At 63.4% G+C, this 19,763-nt stretch carries 14 protein-coding genes; 5 read left to right on the top strand and 9 right to left on the bottom strand.

Annotation, left to right across the window (positions count from 1 at the left end; translation table 11 throughout):
• Positions 1–3: 3 nt before the first annotated feature.
• From ACEN42_RS31685 to ACEN42_RS31665, 5 genes are all read left to right on the top strand, one after another.
• The gene (locus tag ACEN42_RS31685; protein ID WP_250486047.1) at positions 4–2,226 is read left to right on the top strand and encodes a xanthine dehydrogenase family protein molybdopterin-binding subunit; all 2,223 of its coding nucleotides are present in this window, start codon (positions 4–6) and stop codon (positions 2,224–2,226) included.
• Between the two features lie 133 nt (positions 2,227–2,359).
• Positions 2,360–3,073: a UPF0149 family protein gene (locus ACEN42_RS31680; protein WP_371883567.1), complete on the top strand. Its 714-nt coding sequence runs from the start codon at positions 2,360–2,362 to the stop codon at positions 3,071–3,073.
• A gap of 169 nt (positions 3,074–3,242) precedes the next feature.
• Positions 3,243–3,533, top strand: coding sequence for a nucleotidyltransferase family protein (locus tag ACEN42_RS31675; RefSeq protein WP_035508667.1), 291 nt, complete (start codon positions 3,243–3,245; stop codon positions 3,531–3,533).
• Positions 3,530–3,898 carry a DUF86 domain-containing protein gene (locus tag ACEN42_RS31670; RefSeq protein ID WP_371883566.1) on the top strand — a complete coding sequence of 123 codons (369 nt, stop codon included), beginning with the start codon at positions 3,530–3,532 and terminating at the stop codon, positions 3,896–3,898. Before ACEN42_RS31675 ends, ACEN42_RS31670 begins: the two co-directional genes overlap by 4 nt.
• Positions 3,899–4,059: 161 nt before the next feature.
• Entirely contained in the window at positions 4,060–6,237 is a 2,178-nt protein-coding gene (locus tag ACEN42_RS31665; RefSeq protein WP_371883565.1) for a malate synthase G, read from the top strand.
• Positions 6,238–6,288: 51 nt separating this feature from the next.
• Here the strand turns inward: ACEN42_RS31665 and ACEN42_RS31660 are convergent, their stop codons facing one another.
• From ACEN42_RS31660 to ACEN42_RS31620, 9 genes are all read right to left on the bottom strand, one after another.
• The gene (locus ACEN42_RS31660) at positions 6,289–6,474 is read right to left on the bottom strand and encodes a 4-oxalocrotonate tautomerase (protein WP_016347879.1); all 186 of its coding nucleotides are present in this window, start codon (positions 6,472–6,474) and stop codon (positions 6,289–6,291) included.
• Positions 6,475–6,507: 33 nt separating this feature from the next.
• A complete protein-coding gene (locus ACEN42_RS31655) occupies positions 6,508–7,284 on the bottom strand; it encodes a class II aldolase/adducin family protein (RefSeq protein ID WP_187604408.1) in 777 nt (258 codons plus the stop codon).
• Positions 7,262–8,173, bottom strand: coding sequence for an urea transporter (locus tag ACEN42_RS31650; RefSeq protein ID WP_371883564.1), 912 nt, complete (start codon positions 8,171–8,173; stop codon positions 7,262–7,264). The genes ACEN42_RS31655 and ACEN42_RS31650 overlap by 23 nt, the downstream gene beginning before the upstream one ends.
• Positions 8,174–8,283: 110 nt before the next feature.
• Positions 8,284–8,490 (bottom strand): hypothetical protein, encoded by a 207-nt coding sequence (locus ACEN42_RS31645; protein ID WP_187604410.1) that lies wholly within the window; start codon positions 8,488–8,490, stop codon positions 8,284–8,286.
• A gap of 129 nt (positions 8,491–8,619) precedes the next feature.
• Positions 8,620–9,567 carry a GNAT family N-acetyltransferase gene (locus tag ACEN42_RS31640; RefSeq protein WP_371883563.1) on the bottom strand — a complete coding sequence of 316 codons (948 nt, stop codon included), beginning with the start codon at positions 9,565–9,567 and terminating at the stop codon, positions 8,620–8,622.
• A gap of 682 nt (positions 9,568–10,249) precedes the next feature.
• Positions 10,250–11,095, bottom strand: a complete 846-nt coding sequence (locus tag ACEN42_RS31635; protein WP_371883562.1) for a N(5)-hydroxyornithine transformylase PvdF — start codon at positions 11,093–11,095, stop codon at positions 10,250–10,252.
• Between the two features lie 60 nt (positions 11,096–11,155).
• On the bottom strand, positions 11,156–13,345 hold the full coding sequence (locus ACEN42_RS31630; protein WP_371883561.1) for a TonB-dependent siderophore receptor: 2,190 nt from the start codon (positions 13,343–13,345) through the stop codon (positions 11,156–11,158).
• A 47-nt stretch (positions 13,346–13,392) separates the two neighbouring features.
• Positions 13,393–14,754: a lysine N(6)-hydroxylase/L-ornithine N(5)-oxygenase family protein gene (locus tag ACEN42_RS31625; RefSeq protein WP_371883560.1), complete on the bottom strand. Its 1,362-nt coding sequence runs from the start codon at positions 14,752–14,754 to the stop codon at positions 13,393–13,395.
• Positions 14,755–14,767: 13 nt separating this feature from the next.
• Positions 14,768–19,753 carry an amino acid adenylation domain-containing protein gene (locus ACEN42_RS31620; protein ID WP_371883559.1) on the bottom strand — a complete coding sequence of 1,662 codons (4,986 nt, stop codon included), beginning with the start codon at positions 19,751–19,753 and terminating at the stop codon, positions 14,768–14,770.
• Between the last annotated feature and the right edge of the window lie 10 nt (positions 19,754–19,763).

The following is a 19,763-nucleotide window of genomic DNA, read 5'->3' as shown; positions in this document are numbered from 1 at the left end:
AACATGTCCACCGCGCCCGACATCACGCAGTCCTTCATTGGACGGCCCCAGTCGCGCATCGACGGACCGCTGAAGGTCTGCGGCCGCGCGACTTACACCTCCGACGTCGACTTGCCCGGCATGCTGTACGCCGTGCCGGTCGGCGCCACCATCGCGAGCGGCAGGATCACGTCGCTCGAATTCGCCGCCGCGCAAGCCATGCCCGGCGTAAAGCTGATTCTTCATCGCGGCAATATCGGCCGCTTCTATCGCATCTCCGGCAATTCGATCGATACCGGTTTCGTCGACGAGAATCGCCCGCCGTTCGAAGACGACGTGATTCGCTACTACGGGCAATACGTCGCGCTCGTGGTCGCGGACACGTTCGAAGCGGCGAGCGCCGCGGCCGGCGCGGTCAAGGTCGGCTACGACAAGACGCCGCACGACGTGAGCGCGACGCTCGATACGGACAAGAAGCTCGACGTCCACAGCGAGCGCGGCGATCCCGACAAGGCGTTCGACGATGCGCCCGTGAAGATCGACGAAAACTATGTGACGCCGGTCGAAACGCATAACCCGATCGAGCTGCACGCGACCGTCGCGCACTGGAATGGCGAAAGCTATACGTTCTATGAGACGAGTCAGGCCGTCGCCAACCATCAGGGCACGCTGATGCAGATGCTCGGCCTGCCGAAAGAGAAGGTGCGCGTGATCTCGCGCTATCTCGGCTCGGGCTTCGGCGGCAAGCTGTGGATGTGGCCGCATTCGCTGCTCGCCGCGGCCGCGACGCGTCAACTGGAGCGGCCCGTCAAGCTCGTGCTGTCGCGCAAGATGATGTTCCAGAACGTCGGGCACCGGCCGACCACGCAGCAGCGCGTGCGGCTCGCGGCGACGCAGGACGGCAAGCTCGTCTCGTTGCAGCACGATTTCGTGAACCACGAGGCCATCGCCGACGACTACGCGGAAGACTGCGGCGAAGCGACGCCGTCGATGTACAGCACGCCCAATCTGCGCGTGACGGGCGGCACTGTGAAACGCAATGTCGGCTCGCCCACGTCGATGCGCGGACCCGGCGCGGTGCCTGGCCTCTTCGCGCTCGAATCGGCGATGGACGAACTGGCCATCGCGTTGAAGATCGATCCTGTCGAGTTGCGTTTGCGTAACGAGCCGAGCGTCGATGAAAGCAGCGGCCTGCCGTTTTCGTCGCGGCATTTCGCCGAGTGCCTGAAGACGGGCGCGGACAAGTTCGGCTGGTCGAAGCGCACGCCGGAAGTCGGCTCGATGACGCGCGACGGTCTCACGCTCGGCTGGGGCGTCGGCGCGTGCAGTTGGCCGGGTCTGCGCTTTTCGGCGGACGCGACCGTCGATCTGCGTTCGGATGGCACCGCGCGTGTCGCATGCGGCACGCAGGATATCGGCACGGGCACGTACACGATCCTCGCGCAACTCGTCGCGGAGCATACGGGCATACCGCTCGACAAGATCGAAGTCGGTCTCGGCGATACGTCGCTGCCGCTCGGCCCGGTGTCCGGCGGATCGGCGGCGACGGCGTCGGTGATTCCGGCGGTATCGGACGCCGTTCGCGCGGCCATCAAGACGCTGCTCGCGCGTGCGGTGAAGGCGGAGGGCTTGCCGTTCGCGGGCGCCAAGGCGGAAGAACTCGCGATGAGCGGCGGGCATGTGCATCGCAAGAACGAGCGGCCCGAAAGCGGCGTGCCGTTCGGGCGCATTCTCGAAGCCGCGAAGCTGCATGCGGCGTCGGGTAGCGGCAGCGCGAAGGGCGGCTTCGACGATCCGCTGAAGAAGAAGTGGTCGATCCACTCGTACGGCGCGCACTTCGCCGAAGTGACGTGGGAACCGTCGACGGCGCGCTTGCGAGTGAGCCGCGTCGTCACCGTGATCGATGCGGGCAAGATCCTCAATCCGCGCGCGGGACGCAATCAGATCGAAGGCGCGGTCGTTATGGGCGTCGGCATGGCGCTCTTCGAACACACCGTCTACGACGAACGAAGCGGCGCGCCGGTCAACAGCAGCCTCGCGGATTACGTCGTCGCGACCAACGCCGATACGCCGAAGATGGACGTCACGTTCCTCGACTATCCCGACACGATCTTCAACGAGCTCGGCGCGCGCGGGATCGCGGAGATCGGGCTGGCGGGGATCGCGGCGGCGATAACCGGTGCGGTGTATCACGCGACGGGCGTGCGCGTGAGGAAACTGCCGGTGATGATCGAGGATTTGCTGTAAGCGCGTTTGCGGCGCGTCCCGGCTTCCGTAGCGTTCGACGATGCGGAAGCCGGGCTGATTCGGTTAGACCGGATTCGTATAATGGAGTCCGTGGCGAATCGGTTTTCGAATCGCGCATCCATTGGGCAACCGCATGAAAGACCGCACTTACAAAGCGCTGACTGAGCGCGAATTCGAGCGCCTGGAAGACTTTCTCGACTCCCTCGGCGATGAAGCGATGACCGTCGAAATGATGGACGGCTTCTTCGCCGCGCTCATTTGCGGCCCTGAATTGATCATGCCCAACGAGTGGCTCTCCGCAGTGCTGGGAAACAGCGTCCCCTTCACGACAACCAAGGAAGGCGAGCAGATCCTCGGTCTGATGATCCGTCACTGGAACACGATCGCAGATGAACTCGAGCGCACGCTTTACGATGAAGAGGCGCTTTATTTTCCGGTGCTGTCAGTGGACGAAGACGGCACTGCCTTGGCCAACGAGTGGGCCGTTGGCTTCATGAGCGGTGTGGAGATGCGGCACGGAAGCTGGCACGAGTTGTTCGATGACGACGACCACGCCGGATCGTTGGTGCCTATCTTGATGCTGTGCCACGAGCATGATCCAGACCTCAAGGCACGCACCGACCCGAAGGGACTCGAAAATCGGGAAGACGTGATAACAATGATGATCGCGGGCCTGAGCCACATCTACCGCTATTTCGAACCGCATCGACGGGCAAGAGCGAATGCAGGCGTGCCGCAAACGGCGCGGCTGAAAGTGGAGAAAATCGGCCGGAATGAGCCGTGCCCCTGCGGCAGCGGACGCAAGTACAAACACTGCTGCGGCGCCGACGCGTCTTCGCTTCATTGAGTGGCGCGTGGCCACTTCATAAGATCGAATTCGAGTCAGGCGGCAACGCCCTTTCCCAGGAGACGCTACGGCAAAATCGCTATGCTAGACTGCCTGCGCGGTGCTACGTCAAGGAAACAGACACCGGACAACCGTCGAGTCGGGCAACAGATCAACCTTCCAGACAGCCATGAAGCCCTCGATCGCACTAGAAGCTCACCGTGACGAGATCCGTCGCATTATCGAAGCGCATCGCGCAAAGAACGCACGCATTTTCGGTTCGGTCGCACGCGGTGAAGATACGGAGGAAAGCGACCTCGATCTCCTGATCGACCCTACCCCGAAAACATCACTGCTCGATATCGGTGCGATGCGCCATGAGTTGCGCGAGTTGCTCGGCGTGAAAGTAGATGTGTTGACTCCCCGCTCGCTGCCGGACCGGACTCGCGATGCGATCATCGCAGGCGCCATTCCGGTATGAGCCGGGACGCGCTTACGTTAAGCGAATACGTCGATCACGTTATAACGGCGATCGGACGAATCGCGCGCTATACAGACGGGCTAAACGAAGCAGCCTTCAGCGATGACGAACTGGTGCAAGACGCCGTGGTCCGCAATATCGAAGTCATCGGCGAAGCGTGTCGAAGTATCCGCCGATACTTTCCCGCCTTTGTCACCCAGCATCCCGAAGTCCCGTTCCAGTCCGCGTACGAAATGCGAAACGCTCTGACGCACGGCTACCATAAGATCGATTTCGGCGTCGTCTGGGTGACGGTCCGTGAAGACCTGCCCGCGCTTGGCAAACAGTTCGAGTCGCTCGCCGTCGAACTGAAGAGCGCCAGTTAGCGTCGTACAGGGCGATTCCATCAGGCGCGGCCCGGTCCCGCGCGCACACAGGCACACCGCTTGCAGCGCCTCCACGCTTCGATCCTCCCCCAAGACGCGCTACCATAGCTACCTGCCCATCCCCAAACCCCTGTGCAGCAGCAAACTCAGCCGGAGTGCCCATGACCGACATGATCAAACAACACGGCCTTCAGGTCGACGCGAATCTCGCGAAGTTCGTCGATGAAGAAGCCATCCCCGGCACGGGCGTCGATAGCGCGTCCTTCTGGAAGGGATTCGATGCCATCGTCCACGATCTCGCGCCGAAAAACCGCGCGTTGCTCGCCGAGCGCGACCGTCTTCAGACCGAGCTCGACAACTGGCATCGCAGCAACCCCGGCCCGGTGCGCGATCCGCGCGCCTATCGCAAGTTTCTCGAAGAAATCGGCTATATCGTGCCCGCGCCCGCGCATGTGCAGGCGAGCACCGCCAATGTCGATCGCGAAATCGCCGAGCAGGCCGGCCCGCAGCTCGTCGTGCCGCTCTCGAACCTGCGCTATGCGCTCAACGCCGCCAACGCGCGCTGGGGCAGTCTCTACGACGCGCTCTACGGCACCGATGCAATCGATGAAAGCGACGGCGCCGAGCGCACCGCGCAGTTCAATCCGAAGCGCGGCGCGAAGGTGATCGCCTATGCGCGCGCGTTCCTCGACGACAACGCGCCCCTCGCGCACGGCTCGCACGCCGACGCGACGAAGTACAGCGTCGAACAGGGCAAGCTCGTCGTCACGCTGAAGGACGGCGCCAAGATCGGCCTCGCCAACGCCGAGCAATTCGCGGGCTATCAGGGCGACGCGAAAGAACCCGTCGCGATCCTGCTCAAGCACAACGACCTCCACTTCGAGATCCAGATCGACGCGAGCAATTCCATCGGCAAGACGGATGCCGCGCATGTGAAGGACGTGCTCATCGAAGCGGCGGTGAGCACGATCATCGACTGCGAGGATTCGGTCGCCGCCGTCGATGCCGCCGACAAGACGCAGCTCTATCGCAACTGGCTCGGGCTGATGCAGGGCCATCTCGCCGAGCAGGTGACGAAGAACGGCAAGTCCTTCACGCGCAGCATGAATCCGGATCGCGAATACACCGCGCCGAACGGCTCGACGCTCAAGCTGCACGGACGTTCGCTCTTGTTCGTGCGCAACGTCGGCCATCTGATGACGAACCCCGCCGTGCTCGACCGCGACGGCAACGAGATTCCCGAAGGCATCCTCGATGCCGTGATGACCACGCTCGGCGCGTTGCACGATCTGAAGAACAAGATGAACTCGCGCACGGGTTCCATCTATATCGTGAAGCCGAAGATGCACGGTCCCGCCGAAGTGGCGTTCGCCGACGAGCTCTTCTCGCGCGTCGAAGACCTGCTCGGTCTGCCGCGTCACACCATCAAGATGGGCATCATGGACGAGGAGCGCCGCACGAGCGTCAACCTCAAGGCGTGTATCGCGGCGGCGGGCGCGCGCGTCGCGTTCATCAACACGGGCTTCCTGGACCGGACCGGCGACGAGATGCATTCGTCGATGGAAGCCGGCCCGATGATGCGCAAGGGCGACATGAAGTCGTCGAAGTGGATCAGCTCGTATGAGCGCAACAACGTGCTCGTCGGCCTGAACACCGGCTTGCGCGGGCGCGCACAGATCGGCAAGGGCATGTGGGCGATGCCCGATCTCATGCACGCGATGCTCGAGCAGAAGATCGCGCATCCGAAGGCCGGCGCGAACACCGCATGGGTGCCCTCGCCCACGGCAGCCACGCTGCACGCGCTGCACTACCACATGGTCGATGTGCAGCAGGTTCAGCAGGAACTCGAAAGCATCGACTACGACGGCCAGAAGAACGAGCTGCTCGATGGTCTGCTGACGATTCCCGTCGTCGACAAGCCCACGTGGTCGGAAGAGGACATCAAGAACGAAATCGAGAACAACGCGCAGGGCATTCTCGGTTATGTCGTGCGCTGGGTCGATTCGGGCGTCGGTTGCTCGAAGGTGCCGGACATTCACGATGTCGGCCTGATGGAAGACCGCGCGACCTTGCGCATTTCCAGCCAGCACATTGCGAACTGGCTGCGTCACGGCATCGTCACGGAAGAGCAGGTTCGTCAGACGCTCGAACGCATGGCCGCCGTCGTCGACAAGCAGAACGAAGCCGACCCGTACTATCGCCCGATGGCGCCCTCGTTCGACAGCTCGTTCGCATTCAAGGCCGCGTGCGCGCTCGTATTCGAAGGACGCACGCAACCGAGCGGTTATACGGAACCGTTGCTGCACAAGTTCCGTCTTGCCGTGAAGGCATCGGCGTAAAGCGATGAATCGCGCACATACGGCATCGCGCCGTATGTGCGCGTCGACAACTTACTGCTCCGACCAGAGCTTGCCCGCGGTCGCCCAGTTCTCGCGCTTCACGTCCGTCAGAATGATGTCCACCGAGCCCGGCTCGCAGCCGAGCGTCTCGCACGTCGTGCGCGTGATCGCCTCGACGAACTTGCGCTTCTCTTCCGCCGTGCGGCCTTCGAACAGTTGAATGTTGAATGTCGGCATGCCGTTGATCTCCTGTTTGAGTTGAACCGGTATTCAGTCGCGATACGACGCGTCGATGCGATCGAGCTTGCGCAATAGCGCGGGCCATTCGAGCGCGCCTTCGACGGCGTCGTCGTCGTGCAATTGCGCCGCGGTGCGCGTGACCACGTCCGGCGTCGGCACGATCATCTTGCTCACGCCCGCGAGCGCGCGAAGTTGAATATCGCATGCCTTGACGAGCATATCCATCAGCACATAAGCCTCGGCGATGGTGCGCCCGAGCGTGAGCGGCCCGTGATTGCGCAGCAGCATCGCGCGATGCGCGCCGAGACTCGCGACGAGGCGTTCGCCTTCCGCCGGCGAAAACGCGAGGCCTTCGTAGTCGTGATACGCGAGATGGCCGTGAAAGCGCATCGCGTGTTGCGATGCGGGCAGCAGGCCATGCGGTTGCGCCGAGACGGCGATCGCCTCGCGCACGTGCAGATGCATCACGCACGCGGCGTCTTCCCGCGCGGCGTGCACGGCGCCGTGCAGCGCGAAGCCCGTCGCGTTCACCGGATGTGCACTCTCGCCGATCACGTTGCCGTCGATATCGATTTTCACGAGATTCGACGCCGTGACTTCATCGAATGAAAGCCCGAACGGATTGATCAGAAAGCGCCCCGGCTCGCCCGGCACGCTCGCGGAAATATGCGTGTAGACGACATCGTCCCAGCCGTTGAGCGCGACGAGCCGGTACGCCGCGGCGAGTTCGACGCGCGTCGCCGCTTCGGCTGCCGAGCGCGGCCCGCTTTCCGCGATCCTGCGCTCAGGCGTGTGGGTGAACGACATGCGAATCTCCTTGTATCGATGGTCCGGTCAAGCGCCGCTGCAGGGCGATGACCGCCCACGACGCCAGCACGAACGGCGCGGTCAATGCAGCGATGCCGATGCAATCGATCACGCGCTCGATCAGCACCGCCGCGACGATCGCGATGATCGCATAGCGCTTGCCGAGCGGCGCGGCCGCGAGCGCCGCAAGCGCCGCGTTGAAGCCGCACGCGCCCGAGAGCACGACGGCATCGCTCGCGCCGCCGAGGCCGTGCAGCGTCGCGCCGAGCGCGCTGCCCGCGAGCGCCCAGCCCGCCTGCGATGGCCGCGACGCGAACAATCCCGCTGCGATCAATGCGCCCGCGAGCGCGCCGGTCGCGAACGTGATCGGCGCGAGCCCGGCGAACGCGGCCTGAAGCAACGGAATGACGCCGGCGGCGACTTGCGGGATCGCGCCCGTATCGCCGCGATCGGCGAAGAGCGGCAACCAGCACCAGGTGACGATGATGGCCGGGCTCGAAAAGGTCGGCAACCGGTAGCGAGCGAGAACGTGCGTGAGCTTGCTGGCGAGAGCGGTTGCGAACATCGCCGCGACGATGGCGACGGCCGTGGCCTGCGACGCATCGCCGATGAACGCGAACGCGGCGAGCGCGGCGAGCGCGCCATTGAAGCCGTAGAGAGCGTCCCGAAACGCGGGCGCGTCGTCATCCTCGATGATCACGCTGATGACATTGCCCGTCAGCGTCCCGATCAGAAGGCCGCACGCGACGCGCGGGCTCGCGCACAGGACCGCGAGAAACAGGAGCGCGCCGGTCGCGGCATTGCGCTGAAGCACGATTTGCCCGATCGCGCGGGCGAAACTGCGGAGCTGGTCGCCGAAGGCGGCGTTCGAATGGAGAGCGGAAGACATGCTGGGCGGCGACGGCACGGGAAGCCGCCAGCATAAAGCAGTCGGCGCGCGCCGGGCGGCGGTGCGCCGAATAACCTGTATGTGACCTGAAGCGGAGGGTGCGGCGACGCTTAATTGAAGGCCATCGGAACCAGCGGAGTCGGCTCGCCGACGCCCGGATTGGCCAGCGACAGATCCGCGCTCATTTTCACGATTTCCGTGACATTTTCGCGGAAGTTGGGGTGGCTTTCCCAGGTGATGTAGCTTGCGTCCATGACGGCGGACAGCGTAAGCAGGGCAAAAGCGACTTTTTCGATGACTTCGTAACGGCGGCGCATGGTAAAGGTCCTCAAACTTTGTGACATTGTAACAGATTTAAGGGTTTTCCCTTAAGGGTATGTTGCAACGCCGCAAACCCGCCGCCGTTACTGCGTTTGCGCTCCGGCCCTCATTCGACGGACGCGTTTTCAAAAGCGAAAATCGTTGAAGAACTTTTCGCGTTCGATCACGGTGAGTGCGGCGCGCTTGTGCGGGAAGTCGAATTCCTTCAGCGTATGAAAGCCCATGCGATGCATGTACGCGATATGCCGTACATGATCGACGCGCGGTTCGCCGACGAGCCGTTCGGTGCGCGGATCGTCGATGAACATGTAGTGCAGCACGCCGCTCCACCACGCCTTGAGCTTGCCTGCGCTCTGGAACTGCGCATCGCCGATCAGCAGATGCAGGCCGCGATCGAAGTCGCCCGCATCGTAGAACGGGCCCAGGCGATCTTCTTTCGCCCAGTAGAACTCGAAGTAACCGAAGGGATGGTCGTCGAAGTAGCCGATCATCGGATGCATGTGCGGATCATCGCGACGTTCCTTCAGGTAAGCCGCGTGCTCGGCGCGTGTGCCGCGCTGGTCCCAGAAGTGCGCGACGCGGTCGAGATTCATCCAGTCGCTGAAGACTTGCGAATCCGCTTCGGGGTCGGCGGTGCGCAGGCTGAAGGTCATGTCGATCTGTGGGAAGTGACGTTCGTAGATCGTGCCTTCGGTGTTGTTTGGTCTCACCGGATGGGTGACATCGCCGGTTTGCGTGTAGCTGAGCAAGGTTTCGCTCGATGCGGGGGCCTTGAGCCACGGTTTGGCGATTTGCCAGAACGTCTGGCGTGATGTCGTCAGCAGCAGTTGGTCTTCGACGTGTTTTGCGTTGTCGATCAGGTTTTGGTTTTTCGCTTGTGCTATGAAGGCTTCGGCTTTTTGTGCGTCGGTGCTCGAATAAGGTAGTGCAAGCGTCGCCGTGCGGCGCTCAGGTTCGTTGCAGTAGATATCGCATAGCGCTTCTAGCAATGCGTCGGCGTTCCATGTTGTCAACGTGCGGTTCGCTGGTTGCTTTGCGGTAGCCGCTAGGTCTGGATCGAAACGTATGTTCATCGTTGAATCTCGGGTAGGTTTGGGTTTGGGTTCGCTTGGGCTTTCGGTAAATCCTGTTTTCGTGTCGGTCTATTAGCACTGCCCCTCCCCGGGGCGGGGGTCACTTTCTTTGCTGCTGCAAAGAAAGTAACCAAAGAAACAGCTATCCCCAGCCTAAGCACTTCACACCGGCCGCGGCACAGGCGATTGGCCTAATGGCCCGGCCGTAGCGAGTGCCCTCGTAGGTCTCGCGGGGCTTGGACCGCGCACGGTCTGACAAGCCATAACCTCGAGCGCGCTGGTTCAGCACGAAATAGCTCCAGCCCGCTTCGCGGCCGATGGGTCAATCGGGTCTGCGCGTGCTTCTTTGCTGATGCCTCTCCTATAGATGGTTTCCCTTGCAAACCCCACGGCAGCGCGTAGCGCTGTGCCGAAGCTATTTGGCGCTGAACCAGCGCGCTAAAACTTCTAGCTCGTCAGACCGTGCGCGATCCAAGCCCGATTGGGCCTTTGGGGGCGACACTTAGGCGAGTGCCGCTTCCTGCTGGCAAGCATGGCCAACGTGCGTGTGACCGCGGGCGGTGAGAAGCTGCTTTCTTTGGTTACTTTCTTTGCAGCAGCAAAGAAAGTGACCCCCGCCCCGGGGAGGGGCAGTGCTAATAGACCACCGCGAAACCGGGATCCGGCGAAAACAAAAAAACCCCTAAACAACATCCCCGGCAAGCGTTTCGGCCATAGCCAAAAGCCCCCCTTCAAGCGCAGGAAACAAACTCCGCTGAAAGTTATTCCAGCGCAGTTCGAGAATAGTGTCGACGGGATCAATACTCGTGCCGAGCACATCAAAAATCACTTCCCCCGAATCGATCCCGTTATCGACGTAATGAAACGAAGCCCCAGTCCGATCGATCGCCGGAGCGGACTGCACGCGCATCGTGCTCCAGTCCACCACGCGCTGACCCCGCGCGCCATAAAGCGCATCGAGCGTCGCGTAAGCCCCCCGCCGCTCGAACGGCGAACCCAACCGCGTGACACCCGGATGAATATTCGCGATACGCCGGCAAAACTCCGCCCCCGGCCGAACGAGTTCATCGAGAATCACAAGCAAGCCATCGAGCACGACGAAATCCGCATCGAGCGCACGAAGCTTGTCGAGCAGACGCTTCTCGAACCCGCTCTTCTGCACCGCGCGCTCGCCAACCGCATCCAACGCCAAACGCCGATAAGAAGACGGAATCGCATGCAGCAGACTCGTCACCCGCACGCCCTGCACCGCAAGCTCCGGCGGATGAATCCACTGTCCGCCCGGCGCGTGACGAAAGCCATATCCTGCGAGCTTTTCGCGATCTCGCGGCGAGTCCTCGTCATCGTCATAGATCACGCCTTCGAGCGAATAGAGATCGCCAAGAGGCGAAACATTGAGTTGCTCGACAAGGTATTCCAGCGGCGACTTCATATAACGCAAGCCGCCCTTGTACTCGATATGCTGTCCCGCGCGATCCGCCGCGGCGTTGCGCAAGGACATGATGTAGACCAGCTTTATCTTCGTCATTGAATCCTGCTCGAAAGAATGGCGGCGCGAATCATGAGCCAACCGCGCCGCCGACGATCATCACCAGTTATAACGGGCGCTCGCAATCACCGTGCGCGGATTGCCATAGAAGCAGGCCGAATCAGACTGGCATCCGCTCACGAACGTGCGATTGAAAATGTTCGACGCGTTCACCGCGAAACGCCAATGCTGCGTGTCGTAATGAACGGCCGCGTCGTAGACCGTATAGCTCGGGATATAGAGCGAGTTGTCCGCCGCGCCCGCAAGGCCGCTCTGATAGCGGATGCCCGCGCCGAAGCCGAGGCCGTCGAGCGGTCCCGAATGCCACGTCCAGTCCGCCCACAGCGACGCCATCTGGCGCGGCAGCGGAATCGACACCGGCCACTTGTCGAGCGTCACGTCGTTCGCGCGGATGTTCTTCACATCCTGATAGACGTATGCCGCGATCACCGACAGATTGCGCGTCACGTTGCCCACCGCGGAAAGCTCGATGCCGCGCGAACGCACCTCGCCCGTCTGCACGGAAAACGTGCCGGTGGGATCGGTCGGATCGGGCGTGAGGACGTTCGTCTGGTTGATCTGATACACGGCCGCGCCGAGCATCAGGTTCTTGCCCGGCGGCTGCCAGCGCAGACCCGCTTCGATCTGACGTCCCTTCGTCGGCGCAGGCAGGCCGCCATCGGCCATCTTCACGCCGATGATCGGATTGAACGAAGTCGAATAGCTGATGTACGGCGAGAGACCGTAATCGCCGAGATACGTCAGGCCGACGCGTCCCGTGAATGCGCTGTCGTCCTGCTTCAGTTGCGTGCCGCCGACGATGTCGTCCTGCTTCGTGTTGCTCCAGTCCTCGCGGGCGCCCACGGTCAGCATCCAGCGATTCCACTTCACCTGATCCTGCGCATAGAGGCCGAAGCTATCGAGCGTCGTGCGCGTGTTCGTCTGGCCGAAGGAATCCGGGCCGCTGAAGATCGCGGTCGATACAGGCGTATAGACCGGGTTGTACATGTTCAGGCTCGGAGCCTGCGCGAGCCATTCGCTATCGGTCGAATTCTGGCGGTTGTACTCGAAGCCGAGCAGCACGGTATGTTCGAGCGGCCCCGTGCCGAAGCGCGCCTGCGCGTTGTTATCGATATCGAAGCGGCTGTAGTTCGGCTGGAACAGACCCGCATAACGCGCGAGCGTCTGCTGGCTCGGATCGCTCGGATCGAGACCGCCGCCCCACACCGCGCCGTTGTCGAGCGAGAGATGCATCCAGCGCGTGTTCTGGCGGAACGTCCAGATGTCGTTGAACTTGTGCTCGAACTGATAGCCGACCGACCATTCCTTCTTGCGATAGTACGAGTAGGTTGGATCGCCCGTATAAAGGTTCTCCGAAATCTTGCCGTTCGGATTGGGCAGCACCGTGCCTTGCGCGGGCAGGAAGTTATTCGATGCATCGCCCCAGTCCTGCAGATAACTCGCCGCGATCGTCAACGACGTGTTCGCGTTCGGCTGCCAGCGCACCGATGGCGAGACCGCGAAGCGCTGCTCCGCATGCGGTCCGGTCATCGAATTGCCGTCGCGCCCGACCGCGAGCACGCGATACGACAACGTGCCGTCCTTGTCGAGCTTGTCGCCGATATCGAACATCACCTGCTTGCGCGCATAGTTGCCGATCTGCACGCCCGCCTCGCGATAACGCCCGCCATCGGCGAGCTTGCTTTGCACATCGACGATCGCGCCGGGATCGCCCTGACCGTATAGCACCGATGTCGGCCCGCGCAGGATCGTGATGCTGTCGATCATGTACGGATCGACACGCCAGCTCGACAGGTTCAGCGTATTCGGCACCTGCAGTCCATCAACGAAGACCGTCGGCGTGAAGCCGCGCAACGCCGAATACCAGTCTGAGCGAACGTCCGAGCCATACGACGAAAAGCCCGGCACATAGCGCAGCGCTTCGTTGATGGTGGTCGCGCCCGTTTCCTCGATCTGCGTCGACGTGACCACGTTGATCGTCTGCGGAATCTCGTCGATCGGCGTATCGGTCTTCGTGCCCGTGCGGCTCTTGCGTGCGACGAGCCCGACCGTATCGTTCTTGTCCGCCGCCGCGTTCACGCGAACCGCGGGCAATGTGCTCGTCTGCGGCGCATCCTGCTGAGCTGCCTGTGCCTGTTCCTGTGCCAGCGCATGATCGGCGGCCGCCAGGCTGAATGCCATGCTCGCCGCTATGGCAATCGCACGGCGCGTCCCTCTTCCCCACGTCATTCTTCTACTCTCCATCGCAATGCGGCTTCCTGTGCGCCGCTACTTTGTCAAAGAGCCACGGCCACGCGGCCGCCGCTCACCCCGGTTTTCCTCGTATCCGCCGCTTGTTCCGCGGCGTGTTGCTGTCCCGCACCGGCAAGCGATGCGGCGATCTCGTCCGAGCGCACCGCGAGCACCGAAAGCAGCGTGTCGGAGAGACCGTGGCTGTCTTCACAGCAGCCTTGCAGATAGATGCGCGCCTTGAACTTCGAAGGCGTGACGAGCCGATAATCACGGCCGACATTGCGCTGCGCGAGCGCGTCGTCCAGATGCGGCGCGAGGTCGTCGAGCAATGCGAGATGCGTGTCGCGCCGATAGCCCGTCGCCAGCACGAGCGCGTCGAACCGCTCCGCGCGCGCGTGGCCCGTCAGCACATCCCGCATCGTCAGTTCGATCTCGCCGTTCGCACGGCGCGCGGTGTTTTCGATCGCCGTATTCGCGAGCAGCCGATGCCGCGTGTCATCCGAAACCTTCTGCAGATAGAGCATTTCGTAGATCTGCTCGATCAGCGGACGATCGACGACCGCGTAGTTCGTGTCGCGGAAGCGCTCGATCAGCGAGCGTCGTCCGTCTTCCGATTGCACGAAGACGACATCGGTGAATTCGGGGCTGAAAATCTCGTTGACGAAGGGCGTGTCGTCCGCCGGCTTGAGTGCGCTCGCGCGAATCACGAGCGTCGCATCGACATGCGGGAAACGGCGCGTGAGATCCGAAAACACCTCAGCCGCGCTCTGCCCCGCGCCGATCACGGCGATGCGCTTCTTGCCATCGCGGCCATCGCCCGCGACGCGCTCGATCGAGCTCAGATACGCCGACGAATGAATCACGTTATGCGGCCCGAGCGATGCGAACGGTTCCGGCACGCGCGCCGTGCCGCCGACGCCGACCGACAACGCCTTCGTCACGCGCCGCCATTCGCGGCCGTCTTCGTCCTGCGAAACCACGCGCAGCGCGCTTACGTCGCCGTTCGCTTCGAGCACCGGTTCGATGGCCGTGACGCTCTGTCCGTAATGCACGCGATCGTCGAAGGCTTGCGCGACCCAGCTCAGGTAATCGTGAAACTCGACGCGCGTCGGATAGAAGTTCTTCAGGTTCACGAATTCGTTCAGACGTCCGCGCTCGAACAGATAGTTGATGAACGTGAAGCGGCTCGTCGGGTCGCGCTGCGTGACGAGGTCCTTCAGAAACGAAATCTGCATGCGGCAATCGTCGAGCAGCATGTCGCGATGCCAGCCGAACTCGGGCTGCCGCTCGATGTAGCACTGCTTCATGTCCGACGTGCCGCGCTCTTCGGCCAGACGCACGGCGAGCGACAGATTCGACGGCCCAAAGCCGACGCCGATCAGATCGAATACGGTTTCTTTCTTCATTTCCCTGTGTCTCTCAGATGTCATTGGTCGATGCCAGCGAGAAGCGGCGTGCGAGCGTCGAGGCGAGGCCCGCGAAATGCGGTGTGGCGAATACGTCGCGAATGGCGATATCGAAACCGGCCTTGCGTGCCGCTTCGACGAAGCGCACGACGGCGAACGATGTCGCGCCTGCTGCGAAGAGATCGTCGTGCGGCGTGAGGGTTTTGCCATCGAAGAGTTCGCTCCAGATGGTCGCGAGCGTTTGCGCTTCGCCGGTCTCATCGTTCTCTTTGCTCTCTTCGTTCGATGGCTGCGGCGTGATACGCGCCACGCTTTCGAGCGTGGCTTCACACGCGTCGAAGACTTCATGCGGCGCGTGCGCGAACTGTTCGACAGTCGCGAGATAACGCTGCGCAAGCATCTCGACGAACGCAGCATCGACGCGTTCGTTCGCATAGGAAAACGCGCAACTCACGCGGCCATCGGGATATTCGGTCACGTCCAGTTCCAGATCGAACACCACGCGATGACGCACGTCATCGAAACCTTCGATCGCGAGGCCTGCCCAATCGCGCGAGGCCATCGCGGCCGGGCGAAGGTAGTTGAACATCACCTGGAAGAGTGGATTCGCCGCGCCCGGTCGCTCTGCGTTCAGCGAGGACACGACATCGGCGAACGGCGCATCGGCGTGTGCATAGGCGGCGAGCGCCGCGTCGCGCACGGTGGCGAGCAAGGTCGCGGGCGTATCGGCCTTCGACATGCGCGTGCGCACGACGACCGCGTTGATGAAGAGCCCGAGCGCATCGCGTGCGGCATCGCCCGTCGATTCGCGTGTCGATGCAAGCACGCCGATCGGCTGATCGAGCGCGCCCGTCAGACGATGCAATGCCGCGTTGAGCGCCGCATGCAACAGCATCGGCAGCGTGGCGTGGCATTCCATTGCGAGCGCGCGGCCACGTTCGACGGGCGCATCGTCGAGATCGAACGCGATGCGGCTTGCGAGCCATTGCGGGTCTTCCACGCGGCCCGATGCCGGCGCGGGCAATGCGATCGCGGGCAGTGCCTTTAGCGCGTCGCGCCAGAACGCGAGACGCGCGCCCGTCGCGGACGATGGCAGCACCAGTGCATTCGATACGCGTTCCGCCACCGACGCGCCCTTCTGCAAGGCTACATACGTCGCGCGGATATCGTCGAGCCAAAGATCGATCGACGTGCCATCCGACACGATGTGATGCACGACGAGCGACAGCACGTGATCGTCGTCGGCCAGGCGCAGCAGACGCGCGCGCCATAGACGCTTCGCGTGCGCGAGATCGAAGGGCGTGAGCGCGTCTTCATCGGTGATGCGCTTCGCTTCATCGATGCGGCCCGCGACATCGATCACCGGCAACTCGAAACGCCACATCGGCGCGATGCGTTGACCCGGCGCTGCGCCCTCGCGCTCGACCAGTTGCGTGCGCAACGCCGGATGACGCGCGGCCGCTTGCGCGAGCGCTTCGCGCAACGCGTCGGCATCGAGCGGACCGCGCAGGCGCACCGCGACCGGAATGTTGTATGCGGCGCTTTGCGGCTGCGCACGCCACAGGAACCAGAGGCCGAGTTGCGCGGCGGACAGCGGGCATATGCCGTTCTCGTCGGGCTCGAAGGTGTCTTGCACCGTATCCGATGCGCCTTCGCATGCGCTCGCCTGCTGCACGCGTTTCGCGTATTGCGACAACACCGGCGTTTCGAACAATGCGCGCACCGGCACATCGCGTCCGAGCATCTCCGCGATGCGCGTGACCACGCGCACCGCCGCGAGCGAATGCCCGCCGAGTTCGAAGAAATGATCGGCACGTCCCACGCGCTCGACGTTCAGCACCTCGCGCCAGATTTTCGCGAGCGCGGCTTCAGTGCCCGCGGCAGGCGCTTCGTAGCGGCGCTCCTTCTTCGGCGGCTCCGGCAACATCGCGCGATCGACCTTGCTGTTCGCGTTGCGCGGCAATGCATCGAGCACGACGATATGCGCCGGCACCATGTAATCGGGCAGCGTGCGGCGCAGATGCGCATCGAGTTCGGAGGCATCGGCGGCACGGCCGAGCGCAGCACGTTCGCGCGCATCGGCTTTCAGTTCGACATACGCGACGAGCGCCGCTTGCGCGCCCTTGCCGCGCACCGCGGCGCATGCTTCGCGCACATCGTCATGCGCGGCGAGCTGCGCCTCGATTTCACCAAGCTCGATACGCAAGCCGCGCAGCTTCACCTGATGATCGACGCGGCCGATGAAGTCGAACACGCCGTCGGCGCGGCGTCGCACGAGATCGCCCGTGCGATACAGACGCGCGCCCGGCTCGCCATACGGATCGGGCACGAAACGCTCGGCGGTCAGCGCGGGACGGTCGAGATAACCGCGCGCAACGCCGACGCCTTCCCCGCCGAGATACAGCTCGCCGATCACGCCGACGGGCAGCGGATTCAACCGTTCATCGAGCACATGCGCGGTACGCGCGCCGACGAGCGTGCCGATCGGCAGATACGCGCAATCAGCGAGCTTCGCGGGATCGTCGCCGGGATTGAACATCCACAGCATCGGCGTGATGACCGTTTCAGTCGGACCATAGCCGTTGACGATGCGCGCGTTCGGAAAGGCGCGGCGCATGAGCGCGAAGGCTTCGCGCGACGTCGCTTCGCCGCCGACCGTGATCGACTTCAACGTGGGCGGCGCGCCGTGCACGAGCGCCCATTCCGCGAGTTGCGTCGCGCAGCCCGGCGGCACGTAGGTCATCGTCACGCCTTCTTGGCGCATGAGTTTGCATGTCAGCGCGGGCGGCCAGAGCGTGTCGGCGGTGATCGCGACTGCCGCGCCCGAAATGTACTGCGAGAACCAGCCTTCGTGCGCGCCGTCGAAATTAACCGACTGGAACAGCATGAACGTGTCGCGCTCGGTCGCGCCATAACGTTCGGCGATGGCCACGCAATGTCGCGCGAACGAACCGTGATCGACGATCACGCCTTTCGGCTTGCCCGTCGATCCCGATGTGTAGATCGCATAGGCTGCCTGTTCCGCCGCGACTTCCGGCAACGTCACGCGCGATGTGTGATCGTCGGCGTAGAGGCTTTCATCGTCGAGCAGAAGGATGCGCGCGTTCGCGGGCACGGGCAGCGCATCGAGGCTCGCGCGTTCAGTGACGATGTGATCGATGCGCGCATCGTCGAGAATCTGTGCGAGACGTTCGCGCGGATGGCTCGGATCGAGCGGCACGAATGCGCCGCCCGACTTCAGCGCCGCGATCAGCCCCACGAGCAGATCGACCGAACGGCCCAGCGCGACGCCCACGCGCATCTCCGGACGCACGCCCGCGTCGATGAGACGTTGCGCGATACGCGTCGCGCGCGCATCGACTTCGCCGCGCGTGAAGGTTCTTTCCATATCCGCGACGCCGCGCGCGTTTGGCCGAGCGCGCGCATGACGGGCGATGCGTTCGTGCACCGCGATGAATTCGGGCTTGCGCTCAGGCGCATTGCGATTCCATGCCTCAAGCTGCGCGCGCTCGTCCTGTGGCAGCCATTGCAGATCGCCGACGAGCGTGTGCGGCGCATCGAGCGCATTGCGCAACAGTTCGACGAAGCGGCGCGCAAGACGCTCGATCGCATCGGCATCGAAGAGATCGAGCGCATAGATGAACGCTGCATCGAGCGAGCCGTCCGCGCGTTCCTCGAAGTTCGCGGTCAGATCGAACTTGGCGAACGGCGTGCCGGAAGGCAATTCGGTTGCGCGCACATCGGCGAATAAAGGCAGTGAACGACGCGCGCCATAAGCCGCCATGACCTGAAACAGCGGATGATGACTCGCGCTGCGCACGACGCCGAGCGCTTCGACCACTTGCTCGAACGGCACGTCCTGATGCGATTGCGCATCGACGAGCGCGCCTTGCGCGGCATCGACGAGTGTCGAAAACGGCTGCGTTACATCGACCCGCGCCGCGAGCGTCAATGTGTTGACGAAGAAGCCGATCAGACCCGCCGTCTCCGCGCGTTCGCGATTCGCGGCGGGCACGCCGATCTGGATATGCGCTTCGCCCGATGCGCGCGCGAAGAGCGCATCGAGCGCGGCGAGTAGCACGGCAAAAGGCGTCGCGCGGCGTTCGTTGGCAAAGGCGCGCAGACGAGCGGCAAGCGCCGCATCGAGCGTGAACACATGACGAGCGCCGCGCGCGCTGCGTTCGCCGGGACGCGCCGCCGCGCCTGGCAACATGAGCACGTCGCGCGAAGGGTCGAGCCGAGCGCGCCAGAAATCGAGTTGCCGTTCGCGCTCGCCCGCATCGAGCCAGCGACGCTGCCAGAGCGCGTAATCCGCGTATTGAATCGGCAATGGCGCGACGGACACCGCTTCGCCTCGTGCATACGCGCGATAGAACGATGCGAGCTCGGCCAGCGCGATATCGGCGGACCAGCCATCCGACACGATGTGATGCGTCGTCAGCGAAAGCCAGTGCGTGTTTGCATCGAGCCTGATCAGATGCGCGCGCACGAGCGGCGCATGTGCGAGATCGAAGGCACGCGATTCGTCGGCGAGTGCGAGCGCGGCCGCACGCGCCTCACGCTCCGCGACGGGAACATGCGTGAGATCCACCGATTGCCACGGACAGCGCATCGGCGCATGCACGGTTTGCAGCACGCCGTCCGCGCCTTCCGAGAAGGTCGTGCGCAGCGCTTCGTGACGCGCGATCAACGCATCGCACGACAGGCGCAGCGCGTTCGCATCCAGCGCGCCGTCGAGTTGCATGCGCTCGGTGATGTGATACGCGGCGGGCTCGTCGATCATGCGCGCGTGCAGCCACAGACGCGTCTGCGCAAACGATGCGGGCACGGCCGCCACCGGTTCGTCACAGGCCTCGCTTCTTGCGCGCGGCGGAATCGGCAGCATGCGAAAGTCGATGCCCGCGTCGGCGAGCCGCGCAACGAACACCTTGCGCTGCGCATCGGGCAACTGCGCGAAGCGCGTCGCGAGCGAGAGCAGATCGGGTTTGGCCTGCGTCATGCGTTTCCTC

Source organism: Caballeronia sp. S22 (assembly GCF_964261745.1).
GTDB lineage: Bacteria > Pseudomonadota > Gammaproteobacteria > Burkholderiales > Burkholderiaceae > Caballeronia > Caballeronia jiangsuensis.
The sequence above is the reverse complement of the archived record's forward strand: the minus strand, read 5'-3'. Positions and strand labels throughout refer to the sequence as shown.